This is a genomic window from Pseudarthrobacter sulfonivorans (assembly GCF_024391045.1).
Taxonomy (GTDB): domain Bacteria; phylum Actinomycetota; class Actinomycetes; order Actinomycetales; family Micrococcaceae; genus Arthrobacter; species Arthrobacter sulfonivorans_B.
Genome location: NZ_JANFCZ010000014.1, coordinates 73,171 through 96,351, shown reverse-complemented (window position 1 = coordinate 96,351; position 23,181 = coordinate 73,171). Strand labels below are relative to the sequence as shown.

Sequence of the window (23,181 nt, the reverse complement as noted above, 5' to 3'; positions counted from 1 at the left end):
GGGCGGCGTCCTCAGGCGGGCTTTTTCTTCTGCGGGTACGGCGCCTCGCCGCGGGCCAGCATTTCCACAAACCCGGCGATCTTGCGTTCCCGCGTGGCTGCCTGTTTCACCGAATTGGTCCGGTAGATCAGGGCGTACCGGTTCACGGATGTGAGGACATCGAACATGGCCTGGGCCTCGGGGACGGCCGCGATGGCCGCGGCCAGGTCGGGCGGAACCTCTGCGGTTGCCTGCCCGCCGTAGGCGATCTCCCAACGGCCGTCAGCCTTGGCGCTTTCGACGGCGGCGCGCCCGGCGGCGGTCATCCTGCCGGCGGCCTCCAACCGGGCAACATGCCCCACGTTCCGGGCCGACCAGACGCTCTTGGGGCCCCGGCGGGTCATCCGCTGGCAGTAGCTCTCGGCGTCGCGCTTGACGATCTGGCCATCAATCCACCCGAAGCACAGCGCCTCATCCAGCGCCGCGTCGTAGTTCAGTTCCGTGACGTTCCCGCCCTTTTTGTGCAGGACCAGCCAGACGCCCGGGCTGTCGCGGTGATTGGCTTCCAGCCACGACCGCCACGCGGCCGCATCCGGGACCAGCAATTCCTCAAGTTCAATGGCCATGGCCCTATTCTGCACGGTGCCAGCGGTTTCAAGAGGTGGCATGATGGCCGTAGTTCCGCTGTCCCGGATCCGAGGAGAAACCCATGCTGCGTGTCAGGCCCGTCCACTTCACTTCCCGCCCGGAAAAGTGGGAGGAGCTCCTGGTTGCCTTAGGGCTGGTCAAGACTGTTGATCAGGGCCCGTGGCGGGAGTTCGACGCCGGCGCCGGCCGGCTCGCCCTGCACACCACCGCGGAGGGGCAGGACGGCGACGGCACCACGGCCCTGGGCGTGGAGGTGGGCGACCTGGCCGAGTTCGCCCGGCGCACCGGCCTGGCCGCGGAGGCATCCGGAAAGACCACCGCTGAACTCATCACAGCGGACCACGGCGAGTCGTGCCGCGTCACCGGCGCCGACGGCTTCAGCTTCCTGGCGGACAAAGCCGCCCACGACGCAACCCGCGCTGACGCTGACACTACCCTGACCGTCGTCGGCGTCTGGTTCACCGCAGATCCCGGGGCCGCCGCCATGACGCTGCAGGACATCGGGGCCCGGTTCCGGCCCGTCCCCGACGCCGACGAAACCGCTGACTTTACCGCCAAAAACGGCGGCGTGCTGATGGTGCGCCCGGCGTCGGGCGGCCCGCGCTCCGGCCTGGGATTTGAGTACGACGGCGATCTGGGCGCCCTGCGCGCGCGGCTCGCGGCAGCCGGCCTGGAGGTCACGGAAACGGAGGAAGCCTTCGGCCGGACCCTGCACGTGGCCAACCCGGACGCAGCCACCCCGCAAGCGGCCGGCCCAGCAACCACCGCCCCGGGCCCGGACTCTGCCCAGCATGTCCCGCCCAGCATCTGGATCTCCCACCGGCCGGCCGAGCGGTGACATCCCGCTGGGCCGTGACATCCCGATGAGTGGTGACATCCCGGCGCTAAAAGGGCCGCTTTACGCTGAGAGCTCACCCTTCGACGCCTGTCTCTGCCGGATGGGGTAGAACTTAACCATGAATGTTCGCACTCCTGACCCCAATCCCGGCTGGCTCTCCGAGGAAGACCTCTTCGAGGCCCGTGGGAGGCTTCCCATGATCTATGTGGAGGCTGTTCCGGTCAGGCTGGATCCGCTGGGGTTCGTGAACGAGGTTGGCACGCTGCTGCAGGCCGATGAGGACGGCAACATGATCCGGTCGCTGGTGTCCGGCCGGGTCATCTACCGGGAGACCATCCGCGGCGCGCTGCTGCGCCACATGGAGAAGGATCTGGGCCCGCTGGCGTTTCCCCAGCTCCCCATCAGCCCGGTGCCGTTCACGGTGGCCGAATACTTTCCGGCCCCGTCGCACACCGGCTTCACCGACGACCGCCAACACGCCGTGTCGCTGGCCTACGTCATCCCGGTCACCGGCGAATGCGAGCCCCGCCAGGACGCCCTGGAACTGACGTGGATGACCCCCGAAGAAGTGCTTAGCCCCGGCGTCCAGCTCGAATTCAGCGGCGGCCGCGGCGCGCTGGTCCGCCAGGCGCTGGCCTTCGCCGGAGTGGGTTTCTGACGCCCGCGGATTCCCCGGCGTCCCGGATTTGCCGTGCCCTGCTTTGTAGACTGTAGGGCGGACCGCAAGAGAATTTAAGGATCCCCATGACCGAAACCCCAGCCGCCCGGCACTACAGCGAACAGCAGGCTGGATCTCTGACTTCCGGCGATCACCTCCTTCTGCCCGATGGCTGGCGGACCGCCGAAATCCAGCGCGTCGAGCTTGAGTCCGACGATTTCGGGACCCCGGCGGTAGTCCTGGCCAACCTCACCGGCGGCGGCACCATCCGCATCGCGGCCGGCTCCACGGTCCGAATTCTGGATTCCTCTGCCGGCAGCACTGTCACAGAAGAAGCGTCCGACGGCGTCACGCGGCTTCCGGCTGCACCCCACAGTTCCGAGGCTGCGGCGGAGGGGGACGAGCCGCAGGTGGGAGCGCCCGGATGGGCGGCGGCCGGTGCTGATGCACCTGACGCAACAACGCGCGGCGACCACGGCTCCGGAAACCAGTCACCGGCGCCCGGGGAGCAGGCACCGGCGGCTCCCGCCGTCGTCGTTCCTCCCCTGCCTGCCATCCCGCCCGCGGTGAGTGGCCCGTCCGAAGACGAGCTTGCCCGGATTCCTGCCCCGCAGGGCACACCCGAAGCTGTGGTGGAAGCCGCCGCCGAAGCCCACCCGGATGCCGTGGGGGTGCTGCTGCTGGCAGACAAGCTGGCGAAAGGCATCAACTTCAAATCCGGCAGCTGCCTGAAAGACCTCAGCGACCTCGCCCACGAACTGTTCGTCACGCTGAAGGACGCCGACGGCGCGCTGACGGTGGCGGACCTGCTCAACGTCCTGCCGTTCGACGGCAACCCGGGCCGCTGGGCCTCGGTGGAAGCGTCGCTGGCGCTGTCCAGCTACATTTGCCGCCAGGACGGGCAGGAAGAACGCGCCGAGGTTTACGAAAAGCTGCTGCGCACCCCGGAGAACCAGGAAACGGACCCCTTCAAGGCACGCATGAACGCCAAGGTCCGCCAGCGGTCCCTGAACGAGCCCAACCTGTACGACAAAGAGATCTTCCGGTCGATCGACAACTCCAACCATGAGGCCGAGCGGGAGTGGCGGCTGCTGCGGCTGGAGTCGTTGCTATTCCTGCGGGCCCACGGCGGGTCTGAGACGATTGGCCTCGGTGAGCTGCAGCGCCGCATCAGCAACGAACTCGAGGCCGTCCGCGCCTGACCCGAATGCCCCCTACCCGGCGCTGCGCAGGGCCTGTAGATTCGCCCTATGACGAACAATCTGAGCGTGGTCATTAATGCTGATGCGCCGCAGGTCTGGATCATGCTGCGCGAACCCGCCAAGGTGGCCCAGTGGCACGGCTGGGAAACCGACGAACTCACGGACGAAATCAACCGGATCTACTTTGGCAAGGACGTCGTCGAGGCCCCGGACCATACCAGCCTGACAGCCAACGGCGGGGACGTCTTCGACCTGAAGCCTGTGTCCGGCGGAACCCAGGTCAGCATCACCCGTGCGGCCCTGGACCATAATTCCGAATGGGCGGCGTGGGACGAGGACATCACCCAGGGATGGCTGACGTTCCTCCAGCAGCTCCGGTTCGCGCTGGAGCACCACCCGCACGGCACCCGGCGCACGCTGTTCTTCGAATTGCCAGGCGGATCCGGGTCAGCCATCGAGCGGCTGGGGCTGTCCGACGTGCCCAAGCCCGGCGAACCGTACCAGCTCACGCTGGCCACCGGTGAAGAGATTTCCGGCAAGGTCTGGTACCGCAGCAACCACCAGGTGGGCCTCACCGTCCACGGCTATGCCGAACACGGGGACGGGCTGTTGATCGTCGCGGACCAGCCGGTTATCAAGGACGTCAGGCCCGACGGCGGCGCCATAGTGATCGCCTCGACGTATGACTTGGGTGCCCACACACTGGACGCGATCCGCTCCTCCTGGGACGGCTGGCGGACTGAGAACTACCCCACAGAGAAGGCGGCCCGCTGAGGGTTGGGCGCTGTTTGCTGGCAGACTGGAACGGTGCCAGCAAACCCCGCCTCCGCCCTGCCCGCAGAGTCCCCTTCCACGGCGCCTGTGTCTTCCCATGCGGCGCAGTCCCAGTTCTCCTTCACCGTGGGCACCCGCCTGGCAAACAGCTGTTCGCCGTCGGCCAGCCAGCTCGCTGAGAACGGCGGCAGGTTCCTGGGCCGCACCGGCACCATCACCACCCCGCACGGTGAGATCCAGACGCCGGCCTTCATCGCCGTCGGAACCAAAGCCACCGTCAAGGCGGTGCTGCCCGAAGCCGTCGCCGACCTGGGTGCGCAGGCGGTGCTGGCCAACGCCTACCATCTGTACCTCCAGCCGGGCGCCGACGTCCTGGACGAAGCCGGTGGCCTGGGCGCATTTATGAACTGGTCCGGGCCCACGTTCACGGACTCCGGCGGATTCCAGGTGATGAGCCTCGGATCCGGGTTCAAGAAGGTCATCGACATGAAGTCCGTGGATACGTCTGGTCCCGACGACGCCGTGGCCCCCGGCAAGGAACGCCTCGCCCACATCGACGACGACGGCGTGTGGTTCAAGAGCCACCTGAACGGGGACCGGCACCGCTTCTCGCCCGAAATTTCCATGCAGGTCCAGCACCAGATCGGCGCGGACATCATGTTCGCGTTCGATGAGCTGACAACCCTGCAGAACTCCCGCGGCTACCAGGAAGAGTCGCTGGAGCGCACCCGGCTGTGGGCCCTGCGTTGCCTCGACGAGCACTTCCGGCTGACCGCGTCCCGGGAGGGAAAGCCGTACCAGGCGCTGTTCGGCGTGATCCAGGGCGCCCAGTACGAGGACCTGCGCCGCAAGGCCTGCCGGGATCTCGGCGCCATGAACTTCGACGGCTTCGGCATCGGCGGGGCGCTGGAGAAGGAGAACCTGGGCACGATCGTGCGCTGGTGCAATGAGGAGCTGCCGGAGAACAAGCCCCGGCACCTGTTGGGCATCTCCGAACCGGACGACATCTTCACCGCGATCGAGAACGGCGCGGACACCTTTGACTGCGTCTCCCCCACCCGGGTGGCCCGCAACTCGGCGTTCTACCATCCCACCGGCCGCTACAACCTGTCCGGGGCCAAGTACAAGCGCGACTTCGGGCCCCTGCAGGAGGGCTGCGACTGCTACGCGTGCCTGAACTATTCACGTGCCTACATCCACCACCTGTTCAAGTCCAAGGAGATGCTCTCCGCCACGCTGATCTCCATCCACAACGAACGCTTTGTGGTGAAGATGGTGGATGACGCCCGGCTGGCCATCGAGTCCGGCACCTTCTTCGAGTTCAAGGCAGAAACGCTGGCACACTACTACTCCTGAGCGTCACTCCCGGTTGGCTCCGCTATCCTGACCAAATGCTCATTGAGATCCAGGCCGCAGCAGGCCCTGCAGAAGCCCTCGTTGTCCGCCCGGGAACGGGCGAAGGCCCGTTCCCGGGCGTCATCCTGTACATGGACGCCTTCGGTCTGCGTCCGCGCATCGAGGAAATGGCACAGCGGATCGCCGACTGGGGCTACGTGGTCCTGGCGCCGAACGTCTTCTACCGGGACGGGTCCGCCGCGGAGCTGGCCCCGACAGTGGACATGACCACCCCGGAGGGCCGCGCCGCCGCGGGCAACGCTGCGTTCCCGCGGGTCGGGCACCTCACCGCCGATAAGGCGCTGCCGGACATCGACGCGTGGGTTGCGGCTTTGGAAACGCTCGACGGCGTCGCGCCCGGTCCCATCGGCACGTTCGGTTACTGCATGGGCGCCCGCCTGGCCGTCCGCACCGCAACAGCCCACCCCGAGGTGGTGGCTGCCTGCGGCGGCTTCCACGGCGGCGGGCTCGCGACCGACGGCGCGGACAGCCCGCATCTGGGACTCGGCAACGCCCGGGCCCGGTTTGTCTTCGGCCACGCGGACCACGATCAGAGCATGGATGCCGACGCCGTTGCACGGCTGGGTTCAGCGTTGGATGCGGCCGGGCTCAAGGCCTCTAATGAGGTTTACACCGGCGCCCCGCACGGCTACACAATGGCCGACACCTCGATGTTCCACGCCGATGCCACCGAGCGGCACTTCACCGAACTCCGCGCCCTCCTGGACGCGACGCTGAAGGGCTAAGGCAGGGCGTTAGGCGCGGTCCGCCGTCGTCACCGCTGCCGCCGTCGGGGCGCCGTAGCTGGGTTCGCGCTTCTTGATCCAGGCGATCACCAAGGACGTCACGGGCACAAACAGGAACTCCACCAGGGTTTTGTAGACAAAGCCCACCACCACGTAGTTCACGAACATGCCGAAGTCCGCGATGCCGATGACAGAGGCCGCAATGCTGCAGAAGATCAGGGTGTCCACGAATTCGCCCGCGCCTGAGGAGCCCATCAGGCGTGCCCACAGGGACTTCTCGCCCGAGCGGGCCTTCATCTTAACCAGGATCCACGAGTTGATGGTCTGCCCGGCCAGGAAGGCCAGCAGGGACGCGAGGACGATCTGCGGAACCGGGCCCAGTGCACCCTCGAGGGCTGACTGCTTGGCGACTCCGAACTCATCATCGAAGCCGGGCAGCGCAATAATCACCCAGTAGCAGACGGACGCGAACACGGACAGGGCGAACGTGGTGAAGATGGCTTTGCGCGCCACCTTGAAGCCGTACACCTCGCTGATGACGTCGCCCAGGATGTAGGCCAGCGGGAAGAGGAAGAAGCCCCCGTCGGTGATGATCGGGCCGATCGCCACGCCCTTGGACGCGCCGATGTTGGAAAGGATGAGCACCACGGCCATAAACGCCAGCATGATGCCGAAGTAGGGCGAGCCGATGGAGGCGAATTTCGCGGCCGTGGGTGCCGGGGCGGCGACGGGCGACGCATCAGGAGCAGAGGGGGAAGGCATAGGGGTGTCCGTTCAAAGTGGTTCGCTCGGGCCACTGGCAGTCAGAGGGACTGCACCGGGGCGCCGGCTGTATTAGCACTGTCACGCCATTGTCCCATCCGGCAAGGACATTCTCTTTTTGAACACGTTCAATTCCGTGCCATACTTGCTTCTGAACACGTTCAAAAAAGGGGGAGGCCGTGGCTGTCAAGAGTGAGCAGACCCGCCAGCGCCTGGCGGACATCGCCTTGCGGATGTTCCGTGAGATCGGATTCGAGCAGACCACCATGCGCGCCATCGCCGCCGAGGCAGGCGTCTCCGTGGGCAACGCCTACTACTATTTCGCGTCCAAGGACGATCTGGTCCAGGAACTTTACAGCCAGGTCCAGGCCGAGCACGCCGCCAAAGCGGAGCAGGCGCTGGCCGGACTCACGGACCTGGCGGGCCGTCTCAAGGCCGCCCTGCACGCAGGGCTGGACGTGATGGCCCCCTACCACCGCTTCGGTGCCGATTTCGTGGCCACCGCCATCCGGCCGACGTCGCCCGTGAATCCCTTTGCCGGGCAGTCAACGGCCGCACGGGAAGCTTCACTCGGCATCTTCCGCGCAGCGGTGGAAGGTGCCCGTCCGGCCGCACCGAAGAAACTCCGTGCGGATCTGCCCGAACTGCTGTGGCTTGGCTACATGGGGATTGCCCTGTTCTGGGTGTATGACACGTCCGAGGGGCAGCGCCGCACCCGGAAACTGGTGGACGGGGCCGTCCCGCTGATCGCCCGGGGACTTTCCCTCGCAAGGATTCCCGGCGTCAGCAAAGTCCTGGACGACGTCCTCAGCCTCAGCCGCAGCATCCGGGATTAGGAAACACGGGGAAAGAAATGAATAAACCAAAAACCGTAGTGCTGGCCGGAGCGTCCGGCTTCATCGGCTCCTACTTCAGGGCACGTTTCGAGCACGATGACTGGACCGTCCGCACTATCGGGCGCCGGGCAGCTGGCGGCGCTCCGGGGCAGTCTGCGAGCTGGGACGACGACGGCGCGCTCACACGGGTGCTGGACGGCGCCGACCTCCTCGTGAACCTCGCCGGACGGTCGGTCCACTGCCGCTACAACGCGCGGAACAAGGCGGCCATCCTCGCCTCCCGCGTGCGCACCACCGAGGCACTGGGCCGGGCGATCGCACGCTGCCAGGAACCGCCGTCGGTATGGCTCAATTCCAGCACCGGAACCATCTACCGGGACGCCCGCGACCGGCCGCAGTCCGAAGAGGACGGCGAGCTCGGCGCCGGGTTCTCCGTGGACGTGGCACGTGCCTGGGAGTCCGCCCTCGAGGCCACTGACACCCCGCGGACCAGGAAAGTCGCGCTGCGAATTGCCATCGTCCTCGGCCCGGGAGGCGGTGCGCTGCGCCCCTTTGCCACGCTGGCGCGGTTGGGGCTGGGCGGCCACATGGGCGTGGGCACCCAGCAGTTCAGCTGGATCCATGTGGAGGACCTGTACCGGGCCGTGCGCTTCCTGCACGCACGCACCGACATCTCCGGTCCGGTCAACATTGCGTCCCCGGACGTGGTGGATAACCGGGAGCTGATGCAACTCGTCAGGCGGGCCTACGGTGCCCGGCTGGGCATCCCTACTCCGGCCTGGCTGCTGCGGCTCGGGGCCGTACTGATCCGAACCGAGACGGAGCTGGTGCTGAAGAGCCGCTGGGTCCAGCCGGCAAAGCTGATCGACGCAGGCTTCATCTACCGGCAGCCGGAACTGGGCCGCGCGCTGCTCGCGATTGCCAAGGGAAAGCCGTGAAACGGGCGCCGCGGGTGGCCTTGCCGGCAGCCCACCCCAACCCGTAGCGAAACCCTCGGGCGGAAGCTACAGTGGAAGCCGGTCCGGTGTTCACTTGGACGGACCAGAGCGGGAGGAGGTGTTTTTGATGATTGCTTTTGCCGTGCGCCCTCGGCGCCCCCAAACCATCAAAATAGCCACCCCCGTCTCCAGCTTCCGTACCGCATAAAGCACGCGGAATTCCGCGCACTTGGGCTTTGCCCGGCGGCTGCAAGCGCCAGGGGACTTTTCCCGAGGTAATCAGAGTGAACAATTCTTTCAATACCGGTCATGACAGCCTTGCTGCGTCCCTGGCCGGCCCACCCCTCTATGGATACAACGCCGCCGTCGCACGGCATTTCGATGAAAATCCACTACCCGGCAACACTCCCTGTGAGCCCGGCCGCGTGGTCCGGGTTGACCGCAGCCTGGTCCTGGTGGCTGTGGGTGCGGAGCTCCTGCACCTTCCCTACCCGCTTGATGGCGGCGTGCCAGTCACGGGTGACTGGGTTTGGATAGGCCCGAACCGCGCGGGTGACCGGCAGATTGTCGGCGTACTCCCCCGGCGGTCGGAACTCAGCAGGAAACGTGCGTTCGAGGACTCCTCAGCTGCCCAGGTCCTGGCTGCCAACATGGACCTGATCGGCATAGTGGTTCCCGTTGACCGGCCGCTCACGCACAACCGTCTCGAACGGACGCTGGTCGCAGCCTGGGATTCAGGCGCGGTGCCCCTGGTGATTATCACCAAAGCGGACCTGGCCTCCGTGGCGGACGACGTCGTCGGGGAGGTCATCCTGCAGGCGGCAGGTGTTGACGTGGTCACCACCTCCGCGGAGAACGGGGACGGGATCGATGGCCTGCTGGCTCATCTGCCCGAGCGCAGCACGCTCGTCCTGCTGGGCCCATCCGGCGCCGGTAAATCCACCCTGATCAACGCCATGGTTGGCCATAACGTACAGCACACAGGCCAAGTCCGTACCGGCGATTTCAAGGGCAAACACACCACAACCTCCCGGGAACTTGTCCCGCTGGCGGACGGCACCGTCCTCATGGACACCCCGGGCGTCCGCGGGTTCGGGCTTTTCGACGCCGATGACGGGATGGAACAGATGTTCGGCGATGTGGAGGAGCTCGCCGGCCGCTGCCGGTTTTCCGATTGCGCGCATCAGCAGGAACCCGGCTGCGCCGTGCAGGCCGCCATCGCTGAGGGCACGCTCGAGGACCGCCGCTGGAACAACTACCGGAAACTCCAGCGCGAAATTGCCGCGCTGGCCCGGCGCAACGATGCGGCGGCGAGCCGGGCCTACTACCGCGAGTGGCACCAAAAGGTGATAGGCGGAGGAATTTCCCAACGGTCTGCAGAGCGTACAAGGTCAGAGCGGGAGGAGGACCGGCGATCAAAACGGAAGCGGCGCTGAGCCGGCTGGGGCCGGGATGGCAGGATAGAACCATGACTTTTGCTTCAACTGCCGCCCCGTCCCCAGCCGATCTCGGCGTTATCGCCGCTGCCGCGCCAGCTGTCGTCCTGACGATTGCAGGATCCGAAGCTACTGGCGGCGCGGGCGCCCAGGCCGACCTGAAGACGTTCCAGGAGCTGGGCGTCTTCGGCATCGCCAACCTCACCTGCATCGTGTCCTTCGATCCGAACGACAGCTGGAACCACCGTTTCGTGCCGGTGGACCAGCAGGTCATCGCGGATCAGCTGGAGGCCACGACGGCGGCGTACGGCACGGCGTCGAAGGCGCGTTCCGGCACGGAAAGTGAGCGGGGCAGGCCCGTCCTGGACACCGTGAAGATCGGCATGCTGGGCAGCCCGGCTACCATCGCCACCGTTGCCGCTGCTCTGGAATCTGGCGCGTTCCGCAACGTGGTGCTGGACCCGGTGCTGATCTGCAAAGGCCAGGAGCCCGGCCACGCGCTGGACACGGACCAGGCACTGAAGGCGCAGATCCTGCCGCTGGCCACGTTCGTCACCCCCAACCACTTCGAAGCCGAATCGCTGTCCGGCCTGGAGATCACCGACGTCGAATCCCTCAAGGCCGCGGCGATCCGCATCCACGAGCTCAGCGGCGCCGCCGTCCTCGCCAAAGGCGGGGTGCGGCTGGACGGTCCGGACGCCGTCGACGTCTACTACGACGGCGGGACTCTCGAGGTCCTTAGCGCTCCCAAGGTGGGCGACGTGGCCGTATCCGGCGCCGGCTGCTCGCTGGCCGCAGCAGTAACGGCGGAACTCGCGAAGGGCGCCACTCCGCTGCAGGCTGCCCGCACGGCCAAGAAATTTGTGACCGCCGGGATCCGCAACCGGGTGGCCTCAGGCGCCCCGTTCGACGCCCTCTGGCAAGGCGGCCCGCGCTAACGCACCCCGCATCCTGAGTGCGGCAACGCCCACCCCCAAAGCAGGACGCTCTCTCACTTAACGCAGGTTTTTCCCAAACGCTCGCTCACTTTCTTCAGGGAAGTGAGCGAGCGTTTGGGCTTTTTCTGCAGCAAGTGAGAGAGCGTCCGGCCAGCCCGGGCGGCTGGGGCTTAGCGGCGCGGGATGTTCCGGAGGTTGCTGCGGGCCATGCTGACGGCCTCGCCTGCGCCCCGGTTCAGGACCACCTTGGACATGGCCGTGGCGAAACCCAGCACCTGCGACCCTGAAATCTTCGGCGGGATGGACAGCGCCTTGGGGTCGGTGATGAGTTCCACCAGCGCCGGCCCGGGGTGCGCGAAGGCGGCACGGTATGCCCCCTCGATCTGTGCCGGGTCCGTGACCCGCACGGCGTGGAAGCCCAGGGCCTTGGCCACGGCGGCGTAGTTGGCGTCGGGCACGTCCACGCCGAAGTCGGGCAGTCCGTCCACCAGCATCTCGAGCTTGACCATGCCCAGTGTCGAGTTGTTGAACACCACCACCTTGACGGGGAGCCGGTGGGCGGCCACGGTGATGAGCTCGCCCAGGAGCATGGACAGCCCGCCGTCGCCGGACACGGAGATGACCTGCCGGCCGGGCGCCGCGACCTGCGCCCCGATGGCGTGCGGCAGGGCGTTCGCCATGGAGCCGTGCAGGAAGGAGCCCAGCAGCCGGCGGGTACCCAGCGGGTTGATGTACCGTGCCGTCCAGACGTTGCACATGCCGGTGTCCGCCGTGAACACCGCGTCCTCGGCGGCCACCTGGTCCAGCAGCGAGGCGGCGTATTCCGGGTGGATGGGGACCTTGGTCTCCACTTTGCGGGTGTAGGCGCCCACGGCTTTGTTCATGAGCCTGTCGTGCTTCTTCAGCATCTGGTTCAGGAATTTCCGGTTCTTTTTCGCCTTGACCTGGGGCAGCAGCGCGGTGAGGGTGGGCAGCACGTCACCGTGGACGGCTATGTCGACGTCGGTCCGGCGCCCCAGCCGGTGCGCGGCCCGGTCCACCTGGGCGGTGCGGGTGCCGGGCAGGAACTGGTCGTACGGGAAGTCCGTGCCCAGGAGGATGAGCAGGTCCGCATCCTCGATGCCTTCGGCGGCGGCACCGTAGCCCAGCAGCCCGGTCATGCCGATGTCGAACGGGTTGTTGTACTGCAGGAAGTCCTTGCCGCGGAGGGAATGTCCGATGGGTGCACCGATCAGTTCGGCGAGCGCAATCACCTCATCGTGCGCCCCTTCGACGCCGATGCCCCCGAAGATTGCCACCTTGTCCGCCGCGTTGATGGCTTCGGCCAGTTCCCGGACGCTGCCGGGGTCCGGCACCAAAGCGGCCGGACGGAACGTGGCGGGCGCCGGCGTCGGCCCTGTGGCTTCCAGCCCGGCGATGTCGCCCGGCAGGGTGAGCACGGCGACGCCGCGGAGCCCGATGGCGTGCTGGATGGCGCTGTGCATCACGCGCGGCGCCTGTTCAGCGGTGCTCACGAGCTCGGAATAGACGGAACATTCGTTGAACAGCCGGTCCGGGTGGGTTTCCTGGAAGTAGCTGCTGCCGATCTGCTTGCTGGGGATGTGCGAGGCGATGGCGAGGACGGGGGCGCCGGAACGGTTGGCGTCGTACAGGCCGTTGATCAGGTGCAGGTTGCCGGGCCCGCAGGATCCGGCGCAGACGGCCAGCTTGCCGGTGAGCTGGGCTTCGGCCGAGGCTGCGAACGCCGCGGCCTCCTCGTGCCGGACGTGGACCCAGTCGATCCCGCCTTTGGCCGAGCCGCACGTCTGGCGGACGGCGTCCACGATCGGATTGAGGCTGTCCCCCACGATCCCGTAGATCCGCTGCACTCCGGCAGCCTGGAGTTGTTCAATGAGCTGGGTGGCGAGTTCCTTGGCCATGCGTGCACACTCCCGCGATCAGGTTGGCTGACTGTTGATGAGCTGTCCTCGCCAATATAGTCCCGCCGCCTGAACACTGGCAGGTGGGCACCCGCCGGACACCGGGGCTCCCGGCCACGCACAGCCCGCAATGCGCTCTCAGTATCTGCACGAAAACCCGGGCCCTTTGTCACATTCCTGAAGAGAGTGACCGAGCGTCCGGGTTTTTTTCTGCATGATCTAAGAGAGCGTTGCAGGTGGGGTGACGTACGACGGCGGGTGGGCAGCCGCCGTCGTACGTCACTTGAAACTTTCGCCCACCTGAGTCAGCGCCCTACGCGTCGAGGAGGTCCTTGTCCTTGCCGTCACCCTTGGCAGGACCGGACCAGGCGTGGCCCTGTTCGTGGTCCAGGTGCGTAGCCTTTTTGTTCTTCAGCGCGAAGATGTAGACCACCAGCGAGATGGCGATGGCGATGGTGACGTAGGTGAAGAACAGGTCCACGCGCTCGGCCTTCTGGAACGCCGCGCCAATCAGCGGAACGGTGCCGCCGAAGAGTGAGTTGGCGATGGCGTAGCCCAGCCCGACACCGAGGGCACGGATGGATGCGGGGAACAGTTCAGCCTTTACGAGGGCGTTGATGGAGGTGTAGCCGCCCACGATGAGCAGTCCGCCGAGCATCAGCAGGAACGCGGTGAACGGGTCCTTGGTGCCGGACAGGGTGGAGAGCAGCGGCCAGGTGAACAGCACACCGGTGATGCCGAACCAGAGCAGGAGCGGCTTGCGGCCCACCTTGTCCGAGATGATGCCGTAGACGGGCTGGAGCAGCATAAAGATGAACAGTGCCCAGAAGTTGATCACGGAGGTGTCGGTCTTGGCGATGCCGGACGTATCGTTCATGAACTTCAGGATGAAGTTGGTGTAGGTATAGAACGCCACGGTGCCGCCGAGGGTGACGCCGATGCAGATCAGCAGCGGCTTCCAGTAGCTCGTAAGCAGAAGGCGCATGGTGCCGGGCTGCGCTTCGCCGGCCGCAACCGGGGCCTTGGCGGCGAGGACCTGCTCTTCGGAAACGGTCTCCTCCATCGAGCGGCGCAGCCACAGGACAATCAGGGCCGCCACGCCGCCGATGGCGAACGGGATACGCCAGCCCCACTCGGTGAGGTCGCCCTTGGGCATGACGTTCTGCAGGATCACCAGCACTAACAGAGCCAGCATCTGGCCGCCAATGAGGGTGACGTACTGGAAGCTGGAGAAAAAGCCGCGGCGCTTGGACGTGGCGGCCTCGGACATGTAGGTGGCGCTGGTGCCGTATTCGCCGCCCACGGAGAAGCCCTGGACCAGGCGGATCAGGATCAGCAGCACCAGGGCCCAGACACCCACCTGCTGGGTGGTGGGCAGGATGGCGATGGCGAAGGAGCCGGCCGACATGAGCGTCACGCTGAGGGTCAGCGCCGCCTTGCGGCCCTTCCGGTCGGCATAGCGGCCGAAGAACCAGGCACCAATGGGACGCATCAGGAACGATGTGGAGAAGACAGCCATGGCTTCCAGGCCGGCCTGCAGATCGTCCTTGGAGTTGAAGAAGTGGGACTGGAAGTAGGCAGCGAAGACGGTGTAGACGTAGAGGTCGTACCACTCCACGAGGTTGCCGGCCGAGCCCTTCAGGATGTTGCTCACTGCCCGGCGGGTCTGGGCTGCCTCGCTCGGGACTTCGGTTTGCTGGGTGCTCATCGCTGAACCTTCCTTGGCTGCGGCGCCACGGCTTCGCGGCGTGCGTTCCTGCTGTCCACGGCAACTTTGCGCATGGTTCCTCCTCGACATTGACGGTCCCCCGCACACGCCGAGGGCCCCATCCACGCTATGCGTGAGCCACGGCACAACCAACGCGGGCAGCCATTTCCTAACACTTCCTTAGGTTTCACCCGGGGCTTGGGGGTAATCTCCAAAGCGGGCCGATTTCGGGTGCCCACCAGTCGAAAAGGAACCGTGCCATGGAACTGCTGATCGTCGAGGACGACGACGCCATGGCTTCCGCGCTGGCCGCTTCCGTGGTCACGGCCGGCCACAATCCCACCCGGGTGGCGCGGGGTGCTGATGCGCTGCTGGTGCACCGGAAATTCGGTGTGATCCTGCTGGACCTGGGGCTGCCGGACATGGACGGACTGGAGGTGCTGCGGAAGCTGCGGCAGGTCACCCCGGTGCCCATCCTGATCCTGACAGCGCGCGACGACGAACGCAGCGTGGTGCTCGGGCTGCGGTCCGGAGCGGATGATTACCTTGTGAAGCCGGTGAAACTCGTTGAGCTGCTGGCGCGCATCGAAGCGGTCACCCGGCGGGCAGGCCGTTTCTCCGCCGCGCCGCAGAGGAACATCGTGCTGGGCGATCTGGAGATCGACCTCGAACGGCGGGTTGCCACCCGCGGCGCCGGCGAACTCCCCCTGACCGCCACCGAGTTCGATCTTCTGGCCCTTCTGGCCGGCCACGCCGGATCCGTGGTGACCCGGGAACAGATCCTTGACGCGTTGTGGGGAGATGCCTTCGTCACGTCTTCGCGGGCTTTGGACGTGCACCTTACCGGGCTGCGGGCCAAACTCCAGCGGCCGGGCTTCATCATCAACGTCCGCGGCGTGGGCTACCGGATCGAGGCGGACCCGGCGTGAAGCTGCGCGTCCTGGGCATCCTCAGCGTTCTCTCCGTCCTGCTGGTGATCTTCGGATCCACCGCCATCCTGGCCTCCGTAAGCCGCGAACTGACCCAGGAACTGCAGATCAAGCGGGTGGCAGCGCTCAACCGGTTCGCCCAGGTGGCCCTCGACGCCGAGACCGCCGGCGAGTCGGCACGGCTGCAGACCGAAATGGACAGGTACTCCGAAACCTATGGCGAGGGTGTACTGATCCGACTCCAGGAGGGCACCCTGCATTCGGGCAGCCTCGACGCTGACAGGCCGGACGTCCAGGCAGCACTTGCGCGGGCAAACCTCAGCCTCAGCGACACCGCTCTGGAACCGTTGCAGCCCTTCGGGGCAGGCTCCGAGGTCATGTCCCGGTCATTTGGCAGTGCCAGCCAAGTCCTCGGCGAGGTGGTCCTGGAGGTGAACCTTGAGCCGGCGCGGCAGAAGCTGCGCGAACGGTGGCTGCTCGTGGGGCTGGCGGCGGTTGCCCTCGCCGCGGTGCTCCTGCTTGCTGCAGCCCGGGTGACAGGCTGGGTGCTGCGGCCGGTCCATCGGCTGAACTCTGCGGTTACCGAACTCGAGGCCACCGGCCGCACGGGCCAACTCCCCGAGGAGGGGCCGCCCGAACTGCGCGAGCTGAGCCGGTCATTCACTGCGATGGCACGGACGGTCAGCAGCAGCCTGGAATCCCAGCGGCAGCTGATCGCTGACACATCGCACGAGCTCCGCAATCCAGTGGGCGCCCTGCGGCTCCGGATCGACCTGCTCCAACTGCAACTGCAGACCGCCGCGCAGCAAGAGGCCGCGGCCGGGGTCCTGACGGAACTCGAGCATGTGGAAGACATCCTGGAAGGCGTCCTGAGGCTGGCCGCGGCCGAACACCGGGCCAGTGAAGACTCTGCCGGCAGCACCACGGACGGCCGCCCGGGTGGCGCGCCGGCCCCCGCCGACCCGTACCCCGTCCTGCAGGAGGAAGCCGAACGTGTAGAACCGGCTGCCCGCCGGGCCGGCGCATCCATCCACCTGGGCCCTGCACCCGAGCCGGCCCTGCAGGTTGCCTGCAATCCCGCCGAGCTGGCCCAGATGGTGGCCGAACTGGTGAACAACGCGGTCAAATACGCGCCGGGAGCCCGCATCTCCGTCGGCGCGTACCGTCGCGGGGGCACTGTCACCGTCGAAGTCTCCGACGACGGCCCCGGGCTTTCCGCCGAAGAGCGGGCTGCGGCGACCCGGAGGTTCTGGCGCGCACCGAATCCCCTCGGCATCCGCGGCAACGGCCTGGGCATGACCATCGTGGACAAGCTCGCGGGTGCCAACGGCGGCCGGCTGCGTCTGTCAGCGGCTTCCCCGCACGGCCTGGTGGCCCGCCTCGAATTTCCCGTCGCCGGACCCGGGCAAGGCGCGGGTTCCACGGGTCCGGAGGCCGCGGATGACTGACCCAGCCGGAACCTTTCCGCGCCGCACAGCGCTCAAGGCTGGATTCGCCGTCGGGCTCGCCGGGCTGCTGGTGCCGGCCCTCAACGGGTGTACGACGGATGGCGTGCAGGATTCCGTCACAGTGGCCGGAGGTGAGCCGGGCGGCTTCTACCTGGAGTTTGCGGGCCTTCTGGCGGAGGCCCTCCAGCGTCACGGCGTGGCACGCCGGGCCACCGCACTGACCACCGGCGGAAGCCTCGACAACCTGGAGGATCTGCTCTCGGGCAAGGCCACGTTAGCGGTGGCACTGTCCGATTCGGCTGCCCTGCGCGCCGCGGAAGGTGGCGACACCGCCGTCGGAATCACTGCCGTCGGGAAGGTCTACGAAAATTACGTCCACTGCGTGGTGCGGCAGGACAGCGGCATCCGGGACATTGCCGGGCTTGCGGGCCGTACCGTTGCCGTTGGGGAGCCCGGGTCCGGGACCTCCCTGACCACGCCCCGCCTGCTGGAGGCGGCGGGGCTGCTCTCCAGCGCCGCGGCTGGCCACACCGCGGAGGCAGCCAGCGGAACCGTCACTGTCCTGAATCTTGGGCTCAACGAGGGCATCGCGGCCCTGCAGGCCGGGTCGGTGGACGCGCTGTTCTGGTCCGGCGGCGTTCCCACCGCTGCCATCGCCGCCGCCCACACGAACGCCGGCCTGGCACTCCTGGACCTCTCGCCGCTGCTGCCGGCGCTGCGGGCCAAATACGGCCTCTTCTACGACCGTGTGCTGATTCCGGAGGGCGCCTACCCGGGCATCCCGCCGGTCTGGACGGTGGGTGTGGCGAATCTTCTGCTCTGCCGGGCGGATGCGGACGCGCGGATGGTCCGGAAGACCGTGGAGATCCTGGTGGACCACGCGGAAGAGCTGGTTCCGCGCTCCAGCCTGGGGGTGCAGTTCCTCAGCCCGGAGTCGCTCATCAACACCCCGGGACTGCCGTTGCACCCCGCCGCGAGCGCGGCGTACCGCGACCTGCACGGGTAATCCGCCCCCACCCCCGTCCAACCGCGGACGCTCTCTCACTTAACGCAGAAAAACCGGCCACGCTCTATCGCTTTCTTCAAGAAAGTGAGAGAGCGTCCAAGGAAAACCGGCGTTAACTGAGAGAGCGTCGGGGGGTGGGGTCAGGCGCCTGAGTGGGCCTGCAGGAAGCTGTATACCTCGGTCTCGTCCACGCCGGGGAAGGCGCCCGGCGGCATGGCGGCCAAAAGGTGCGAATGCGCGCGGGCCGACGGCCACGCGTTGCCGGCCCATTCGGACGCCAACGCCGCCGGCGGCCGCTTGCAGCAGTTCGGGTCCGGGCAAGTCGACTTTTCGCGGGCAGTGGTTTCGCGGCCGCGGAACCACTTCACATGCTGATAAGGCACCCCAATCGACAGCGAGAATTCGCCGTTGGCCGAGCGCTCCGTACGGGCCGTGCACCAGAACGTACCGGACGGGGTGTCCGTGTACTGGCTGTACGCGCTGAACTTGTCCGGCACATCGAACACCGCCCGCGACGTCCACGACTTGCACGACGGCTGACCCTCGATGGCGCCGGTATGGTCCATCGGGAACGTCACGCCGTCGTTCTCGTAGGCCTTATAGATGATGCCGCTCTGGTGGGTCTTCTGGAAATGGGTGGTGATGCCCAGATGCCGGGTGGCCAGGTTGGTGAAGCGGTGTGCAGCGGTTTCGTAGGACACCGCGAAGGCATCCCGGATATCCTCAACGGCGATCTCCTTGGCCGCCTTCGCCTTCTGCAGGAAGTCCACCGTGGCCTGCTCGGGCAACAACAGCGCGGCCGCAAAGTAGTTGGTGGCCACGCGCTGGGCCAAAAAGTCACCGTAATTGCGCGGCGTCTCATGCCCCAGGACGTAGTGGCCCAAGGCTTGCAGCAGGACCGACCGGGGGTCGTGGTCCTGGCGCTGGCTCTGTGTCAGGTAAATTCTGCGGTTCTTCAAATCGGTCACTGACCGGGTGGAGTGCGGCAGGTCACCCACGTGATGGAGGGTGAAGCCGAGCTTCTCGGCGATGTCCGCGATCACGTGTTGGCTGAGCGGCCCGGAGGTGTATCCGACCAGACCGAGCACCTTCTGCGCCTCCGCCTCGTACTCCGGAAAATAGTTCCCGCGCTCACGCATCATGGCACGCAGTTCACCGTTCGCGCGGCGGGCTTCCTCCGGCGTCGCCACCTGCTCGTTAAGCTTCCGCTCCAGCTCATGCAGCAGCCCGACCTGCGCTTCGAGGACATCCAGCGGAAGCCGCGAGCTGATGCGGATTTTGGGCAGGTGCAGCGAGTCGTAGAGGGGACCGCGCTGGTAACGTTCCAGCTCAATCTCGAGGGCTGCGCGACGGCTGGGCGGTTCGGCACCGAGGAGCTGGTCGATGCTGACGTTGAGGGCCGCCGCCAGCCCCTGCAGCAGGCTCAGCTTGGGCTCCCGCTTGCCGTTTTCGATCAGGCTCAGCTGGCTCGGCGCAGTCCCGACGGCGGCACTCAGGTCATCGAGGGTAAGGCTGGCTTGCTTGCGCAGGTGGCGTACGCGGCGGCCGAGGCTGATGACGTCCAATTCCGGGGACGCGGTGGACGACGGCGGGGGCGCGGCTTCGCGGTTCCAGCTTCCAGGAGGCATTTCTTGAGAATACGCGAAGAAGTGCATTTCTTTCCATAGTTTTCATCTAGAAACCCTCTTGGAAGTGCTGAAAAGTAGTGATCACGGAAAGAAACACCGCACCGGAAAGCCGGTGGGAACCTCAACGACGCGGTTCCCACCTACTCCATCCGGAGCTCAACCAAGGAGATCAACGATGACTGCAGCATTTGAGCCCACCCAGCCGTCCGGCCAGGACGCAACATCGCAGGCCGCCGCCCTGGAGCTCGAGTGGGCCGCCAACCCCCGCTGGGAAGGTGTGACCCGTGATTACTCAGCTTCCGACGTCGTCAAGCTCCGCGGCCGGGTCTCCGAAGAACACACCCTGGCCCGCCGCGGTTCGGAGAAGCTCTGGAAGCAGCTCACCGAAGAGCACAAGACCGGCGGTTACACCAACGCACTGGGCGCCCTGACCGGCAACCAGGCTGTCCAGCAGGTCAAGGCCGGGCTCCGCGCCATCTACCTCTCGGGCTGGCAGGTGGCCGCCGACGCCAACAACTCCGGCCACACCTACCCGGACCAGTCGCTGTACCCGGCCAACTCGGTTCCCACCGTGGTCCGCCGCATCAACAACGCCCTGCTCCGTGCCGACCAGATCGAATTCTCCGAAGGCGTCCAGACCGTTGAGGACTGGATGGTCCCGATCGTCGCCGACGCCGAGGCCGGCTTCGGTGGCCCGCTGAACGCCTACGAACTCATGAAGTCCATGATCCAGGCCGGCGCCTCGGGCGTGCACTGGGAGGACCAGCTCGCCTCGGAAAAGAAGTGCGGCCACCTCGGCGGCAAGGTCCTGATCCCCACCCAGCAGCACGTCCGCACCCTGAACGCTGCCCGCCTGGCGGCCGACGTCGCCGGCACCCCCACGGTCGTCATCGCCCGCACCGACGCCGAGGCAGCCACCCTGATCACCTCCGACGTCGACGAACGCGACCAGGAATTCATCCTCCGCGAAGGGGGCCAGCCGGTCCGTACGGCCGAAGGCTTCTACAAGGTCCGCAACGGCATCGAACCCTGCATCGCCCGCGCCAAGGCCTACGCCCCGTACTCCGACCTGATCTGGATGGAAACGGGCACCCCGGACCTCGAACTGGCCAAGAAGTTCGCCGAAGCCGTCAAGGCCGAGTTCCCGGACCAGATGCTCTCCTACAACTGCTCGCCGTCGTTCAACTGGCGCAAGCACCTGGACGACGCCACCATCGCCAAGTTCCAGCGCGAGCTCGGCGCCATGGGCTTCACGTTCCAGTTCATCACCTTGGCCGGCTTCCACGCCCTTAACTACTCGATGTTCGACCTCGCCCACGGCTACGCCCGGGAAGGCATGAGCGCCTACGTCGAACTCCAGGAAAAGGAATTCGCCTCCGAATCCCGCGGCTACACCGCAACCAAGCACCAGCGCGAAGTCGGCACCGGCTACTTCGACGACATCGCCACTGCGCTCAACCCGAACGCATCCACCCTCGCCCTGGTCGGATCGACCGAAGAGGGCCAGTTCCACTAACTTCAGCCATTCCCCCCCGTTGCTCTATCAGTCCTGGTCCCCATTGGGTCCTTTTGACGACCACAACTGATAGAGCAACAGGGTATTCAAGGAGAATTCTCATGAACACCTTTACCGACAGCTTCACGATCAACGGAATTACACTCACCGCGCAGCCCATTTGCCGGCAGGACGAGGTTCTTACTCCGGATGCTTTGGAGTTTGTCGCAAAGCTGCACCGGGCCACGGCTGAACGCCGGCAGGAACTGCTGCAGGCACGCCGGACCCGCCGGGCCGAGATCGCCGCCGGCCAGGACCCCCGGTTCCTCCGGGAGACCGAGGACATCCGCAACGACCCGTCCTGGCGGGTTGCTCCCCCGGCGCCGGGTCTGGAGGACCGGCGGGTGGAGATCACCGGCCCGGTGGACCAGAAAATGACCATCAACGCCCTGAACTCCGGCGCGAAGGTCTGGCTCGCGGACATGGAAGACTCCTCCACGCCCACCTGGCGCAACGTCATCAAGGGCCAGCTGAACCTCACCGACGCCCTTGAACGCCGGATCGACTTCACCAGCCCCGAGGGCAAGGAATACAAGCTCCGCCCCGCCGGCGAACTGCCCACCATCGTGGTCCGCCCCCGCGGCTGGCACCTGCCCGAGAAGCACATGATCATCGACGGCGCCCCCATCGCCGGCGGCATTGTTGACTTCGGCCTGTACTTCTTCCACAACGCCCGCCGCCTCCTGGCCCAGGGCAAAGGCCCGTACTTCTACCTGCCCAAGATCGAGAACCACCTCGAAGCACGGCTCTGGAACGACATCTTCATCCTCGCCCAGGACCTGCTCGGCATCCCCCAGGGCACCATCCGCGCCACCGTCCTGATCGAAACCATCACGGCCGCGTTCGAAATGGAGGAGATCCTCTACGAACTGCGCGACCACGCCGCCGGCCTGAACGCCGGCCGCTGGGACTACATCTTCTCCCTGATCAAGAACTTCCGCACCCGCGGCCCCCGCTTCGTCCTGCCGGACCGCGCCCAGGTGACCATGACGCAGCCGTTCATGCGTGCCTACACCGAACAGCTGGTCCGGGCCTGCCACAAGCGCGGCGCCATGGCCATCGGGGGCATGGCAGCAGCCGTCCCCAACCGCAAGGACGAAGCCGCCAACACCAACGCCTTCGAGAAGGTCCGCGCGGACAAGACTCGCGAGGCCAACGACGGCTTCGACGGTTCCTGGGTGGCCCACCCCGACCTGGTGCCGGTCTGCCGCGAGGTGTTCGACTCGATCCTCGGCGAAGGCCCCAACCAGCTGGACCGCACCCGCGAGGACGTCACCCCCGATGACCGCGCCCTCATCAACGTGGCCGCCACCGAAGGGACCATCACCGAGCAGGGCATCCGGAACAACATCGAGGTGGGTATCCGCTACATCGAATCCTGGCTGCGCGGGAACGGTGCCGTCGCCATCCACAACCTCATGGAGGACGCCGCCACCGCGGAAATCTCCCGCTCCCAGCTGTGGCAGTGGATGTTCGCCTCGGCCATCACCGACCACGGCGAAATCATCACCCACCACTGGATCGAGGAACTGCTCGACGAAGAGTTCGCCCGTCTGGAACGCTTCGACGGCGACCGCTTCGAAGACGCCCGTGACATCTTCGAAGAGGTCACGCTCAGCCAGGACTTCCCGTCCTTCCTGACGCTCCCCGCCTACGCCCGCTACCTCACCGAGGCACGCGAAAAGGCAACAGCCGAGGAGCTCGCCGCAGCGTAAACGCTCCACAGATTTCCGTCCGCCGGGCAGGCACGCCCTTCGCAACAGGCACCCCGAGATCCGGGGAGCCGGCCCGGCGACGGAACACCCCTCGAACAGGTCCGTCGTCGGCCCACCACACCC

20 protein-coding genes are annotated in these 23,181 nt (G+C 66.5%); 15 read left to right on the top strand and 5 right to left on the bottom strand.

The genetic code is table 11. The features are described 5' to 3' along the window. Nucleotides 1–11: 11 nt before the first annotated feature. Nucleotides 12–605: a YdeI/OmpD-associated family protein gene (locus NQJ30_RS11270; RefSeq protein ID WP_255770012.1), complete on the bottom strand. Its 594-nt coding sequence runs from the start codon at nucleotides 603–605 to the stop codon at nucleotides 12–14. A gap of 83 nt (nucleotides 606–688) precedes the next feature. On the opposite strand from NQJ30_RS11270, the gene NQJ30_RS11265 reads away from it, so the two are divergent. The 6 genes from NQJ30_RS11265 (at nucleotide 689) to NQJ30_RS11240 (ending at nucleotide 6,240) form a co-directional block, all read left to right on the top strand. After that, nucleotides 689–1,465 carry a VOC family protein gene (locus NQJ30_RS11265; protein WP_255770011.1) on the top strand — a complete coding sequence of 259 codons (777 nt, stop codon included), beginning with the start codon at nucleotides 689–691 and terminating at the stop codon, nucleotides 1,463–1,465. Between the two features lie 118 nt (nucleotides 1,466–1,583). Then, entirely contained in the window at nucleotides 1,584–2,123 is a 540-nt protein-coding gene (locus tag NQJ30_RS11260; protein ID WP_164202427.1) for an NUDIX hydrolase family protein, read from the top strand. Between the two features lie 86 nt (nucleotides 2,124–2,209). Beyond that, nucleotides 2,210–3,325: a DUF6707 family protein gene (locus tag NQJ30_RS11255; protein ID WP_255770010.1), complete on the top strand. Its 1,116-nt coding sequence runs from the start codon at nucleotides 2,210–2,212 to the stop codon at nucleotides 3,323–3,325. Nucleotides 3,326–3,373: 48 nt separating this feature from the next. Continuing rightward, nucleotides 3,374–4,099, top strand: a complete 726-nt coding sequence (locus NQJ30_RS11250) for an SRPBCC domain-containing protein (protein WP_255770009.1) — start codon at nucleotides 3,374–3,376, stop codon at nucleotides 4,097–4,099. 33 nt (nucleotides 4,100–4,132) lie between these two features. Continuing rightward, nucleotides 4,133–5,455: a tRNA guanosine(34) transglycosylase Tgt gene (gene tgt, locus NQJ30_RS11245; protein ID WP_255770008.1), complete on the top strand. Its 1,323-nt coding sequence runs from the start codon at nucleotides 4,133–4,135 to the stop codon at nucleotides 5,453–5,455. A gap of 35 nt (nucleotides 5,456–5,490) precedes the next feature. Then, complete coding sequence (locus tag NQJ30_RS11240; protein WP_255770007.1) at nucleotides 5,491–6,240, top strand: dienelactone hydrolase family protein; 750 nt, start codon at nucleotides 5,491–5,493, stop codon at nucleotides 6,238–6,240. A gap of 9 nt (nucleotides 6,241–6,249) precedes the next feature. Here NQJ30_RS11240 and NQJ30_RS11235 read toward each other — a convergent pair whose 3' ends face one another. Then, nucleotides 6,250–7,002 (bottom strand): queuosine precursor transporter, encoded by a 753-nt coding sequence (locus NQJ30_RS11235; protein ID WP_255770006.1) that lies wholly within the window; start codon nucleotides 7,000–7,002, stop codon nucleotides 6,250–6,252. A 179-nt stretch (nucleotides 7,003–7,181) separates the two neighbouring features. Here NQJ30_RS11235 and NQJ30_RS11230 point away from each other — a divergent pair, with 179 nt between their 5' ends. From NQJ30_RS11230 to NQJ30_RS11215, 4 genes are all read left to right on the top strand, one after another. Continuing rightward, complete coding sequence (locus NQJ30_RS11230; RefSeq protein WP_255770005.1) at nucleotides 7,182–7,838, top strand: TetR/AcrR family transcriptional regulator; 657 nt, start codon at nucleotides 7,182–7,184, stop codon at nucleotides 7,836–7,838. A 17-nt stretch (nucleotides 7,839–7,855) separates the two neighbouring features. Continuing rightward, nucleotides 7,856–8,776, top strand: coding sequence for a TIGR01777 family oxidoreductase (locus NQJ30_RS11225; RefSeq protein ID WP_255770004.1), 921 nt, complete (start codon nucleotides 7,856–7,858; stop codon nucleotides 8,774–8,776). A gap of 284 nt (nucleotides 8,777–9,060) precedes the next feature. Then, nucleotides 9,061–10,212 (top strand): ribosome small subunit-dependent GTPase A, encoded by a 1,152-nt coding sequence (gene rsgA, locus NQJ30_RS11220; protein ID WP_255770003.1) that lies wholly within the window; start codon nucleotides 9,061–9,063, stop codon nucleotides 10,210–10,212. Between the two features lie 32 nt (nucleotides 10,213–10,244). Beyond that, nucleotides 10,245–11,150: a hydroxymethylpyrimidine/phosphomethylpyrimidine kinase gene (locus tag NQJ30_RS11215; RefSeq protein ID WP_255770002.1), complete on the top strand. Its 906-nt coding sequence runs from the start codon at nucleotides 10,245–10,247 to the stop codon at nucleotides 11,148–11,150. A 170-nt stretch (nucleotides 11,151–11,320) separates the two neighbouring features. Here the strand turns inward: NQJ30_RS11215 and NQJ30_RS11210 are convergent, their stop codons facing one another. Beyond that, a complete protein-coding gene (locus NQJ30_RS11210; protein WP_255770001.1) occupies nucleotides 11,321–13,069 on the bottom strand; it encodes a pyruvate dehydrogenase in 1,749 nt (582 codons plus the stop codon). A gap of 313 nt (nucleotides 13,070–13,382) precedes the next feature. Then, complete coding sequence (locus tag NQJ30_RS11205; protein ID WP_255770000.1) at nucleotides 13,383–14,777, bottom strand: MFS transporter; 1,395 nt, start codon at nucleotides 14,775–14,777, stop codon at nucleotides 13,383–13,385. Between the two features lie 260 nt (nucleotides 14,778–15,037). On the opposite strand from NQJ30_RS11205, the gene NQJ30_RS11200 reads away from it, so the two are divergent. Genes NQJ30_RS11200 through NQJ30_RS11190 form a run of 3 tightly spaced genes read left to right on the top strand, consistent with a single transcriptional unit; the run spans nucleotide 15,038 to nucleotide 18,160 of the window. Then, complete coding sequence (locus tag NQJ30_RS11200) at nucleotides 15,038–15,706, top strand: response regulator transcription factor (RefSeq protein WP_255769999.1); 669 nt, start codon at nucleotides 15,038–15,040, stop codon at nucleotides 15,704–15,706. Beyond that, complete coding sequence (locus NQJ30_RS11195; protein ID WP_255769998.1) at nucleotides 15,703–17,154, top strand: sensor histidine kinase; 1,452 nt, start codon at nucleotides 15,703–15,705, stop codon at nucleotides 17,152–17,154. Before NQJ30_RS11200 ends, NQJ30_RS11195 begins: the two co-directional genes overlap by 4 nt. Next, the gene (locus NQJ30_RS11190) at nucleotides 17,147–18,160 is read left to right on the top strand and encodes a TAXI family TRAP transporter solute-binding subunit (RefSeq protein ID WP_255769997.1); all 1,014 of its coding nucleotides are present in this window, start codon (nucleotides 17,147–17,149) and stop codon (nucleotides 18,158–18,160) included. Before NQJ30_RS11195 ends, NQJ30_RS11190 begins: the two co-directional genes overlap by 8 nt. A gap of 140 nt (nucleotides 18,161–18,300) precedes the next feature. On the opposite strand, the gene NQJ30_RS11185 is transcribed toward NQJ30_RS11190, so the two are convergent. Next, nucleotides 18,301–19,815: an XRE family transcriptional regulator gene (locus NQJ30_RS11185; protein WP_255769996.1), complete on the bottom strand. Its 1,515-nt coding sequence runs from the start codon at nucleotides 19,813–19,815 to the stop codon at nucleotides 18,301–18,303. Nucleotides 19,816–19,963: 148 nt separating this feature from the next. Here NQJ30_RS11185 and aceA point away from each other — a divergent pair, with 148 nt between their 5' ends. Together aceA and aceB are read left to right on the top strand one after the other, a co-directional pair. Next, complete coding sequence (gene aceA / locus NQJ30_RS11180) at nucleotides 19,964–21,304, top strand: isocitrate lyase (protein WP_255769995.1); 1,341 nt, start codon at nucleotides 19,964–19,966, stop codon at nucleotides 21,302–21,304. A gap of 101 nt (nucleotides 21,305–21,405) precedes the next feature. After that, entirely contained in the window at nucleotides 21,406–23,058 is a 1,653-nt protein-coding gene (gene aceB, locus NQJ30_RS11175; RefSeq protein WP_255769994.1) for a malate synthase A, read from the top strand. Nucleotides 23,059–23,181 lie beyond the last annotated feature (123 nt).

Excerpts from the sequence above, each read along its gene's own strand:
- NQJ30_RS11270 (WP_255770012.1), bottom strand. The coding sequence starts at position 605 with ATGGCCATTGAACTTGAGGAATTGCTGGTCCCGGATGCGGCCGCGTGG.
- NQJ30_RS11265 (WP_255770011.1), top strand. The coding sequence starts at position 689 with ATGCTGCGTGTCAGGCCCGTCCACTTCACTTCCCGCCCGGAAAAGTGG.
- NQJ30_RS11260 (WP_164202427.1), top strand. The coding sequence starts at position 1,584 with ATGAATGTTCGCACTCCTGACCCCAATCCCGGCTGGCTCTCCGAGGAA.
- NQJ30_RS11255 (WP_255770010.1), top strand. The coding sequence starts at position 2,210 with ATGACCGAAACCCCAGCCGCCCGGCACTACAGCGAACAGCAGGCTGGA.
- NQJ30_RS11250 (WP_255770009.1), top strand. The coding sequence starts at position 3,374 with ATGACGAACAATCTGAGCGTGGTCATTAATGCTGATGCGCCGCAGGTC.
- NQJ30_RS11240 (WP_255770007.1), top strand. The coding sequence starts at position 5,491 with ATGCTCATTGAGATCCAGGCCGCAGCAGGCCCTGCAGAAGCCCTCGTT.
- NQJ30_RS11235 (WP_255770006.1), bottom strand. The coding sequence starts at position 7,002 with ATGCCTTCCCCCTCTGCTCCTGATGCGTCGCCCGTCGCCGCCCCGGCA.
- NQJ30_RS11225 (WP_255770004.1), top strand. The coding sequence starts at position 7,856 with ATGAATAAACCAAAAACCGTAGTGCTGGCCGGAGCGTCCGGCTTCATC.
- NQJ30_RS11215 (WP_255770002.1), top strand. The coding sequence starts at position 10,245 with ATGACTTTTGCTTCAACTGCCGCCCCGTCCCCAGCCGATCTCGGCGTT.
- NQJ30_RS11210 (WP_255770001.1), bottom strand. The coding sequence starts at position 13,069 with ATGGCCAAGGAACTCGCCACCCAGCTCATTGAACAACTCCAGGCTGCC.
- NQJ30_RS11205 (WP_255770000.1), bottom strand. The coding sequence starts at position 14,777 with ATGAGCACCCAGCAAACCGAAGTCCCGAGCGAGGCAGCCCAGACCCGC.
- NQJ30_RS11200 (WP_255769999.1), top strand. The coding sequence starts at position 15,038 with ATGGAACTGCTGATCGTCGAGGACGACGACGCCATGGCTTCCGCGCTG.
- NQJ30_RS11190 (WP_255769997.1), top strand. The coding sequence starts at position 17,147 with ATGACTGACCCAGCCGGAACCTTTCCGCGCCGCACAGCGCTCAAGGCT.
- NQJ30_RS11185 (WP_255769996.1), bottom strand. The coding sequence starts at position 19,815 with ATGCACTTCTTCGCGTATTCTCAAGAAATGCCTCCTGGAAGCTGGAAC.
- aceA (WP_255769995.1), top strand. The coding sequence starts at position 19,964 with ATGACTGCAGCATTTGAGCCCACCCAGCCGTCCGGCCAGGACGCAACA.
- aceB (WP_255769994.1), top strand. The coding sequence starts at position 21,406 with ATGAACACCTTTACCGACAGCTTCACGATCAACGGAATTACACTCACC.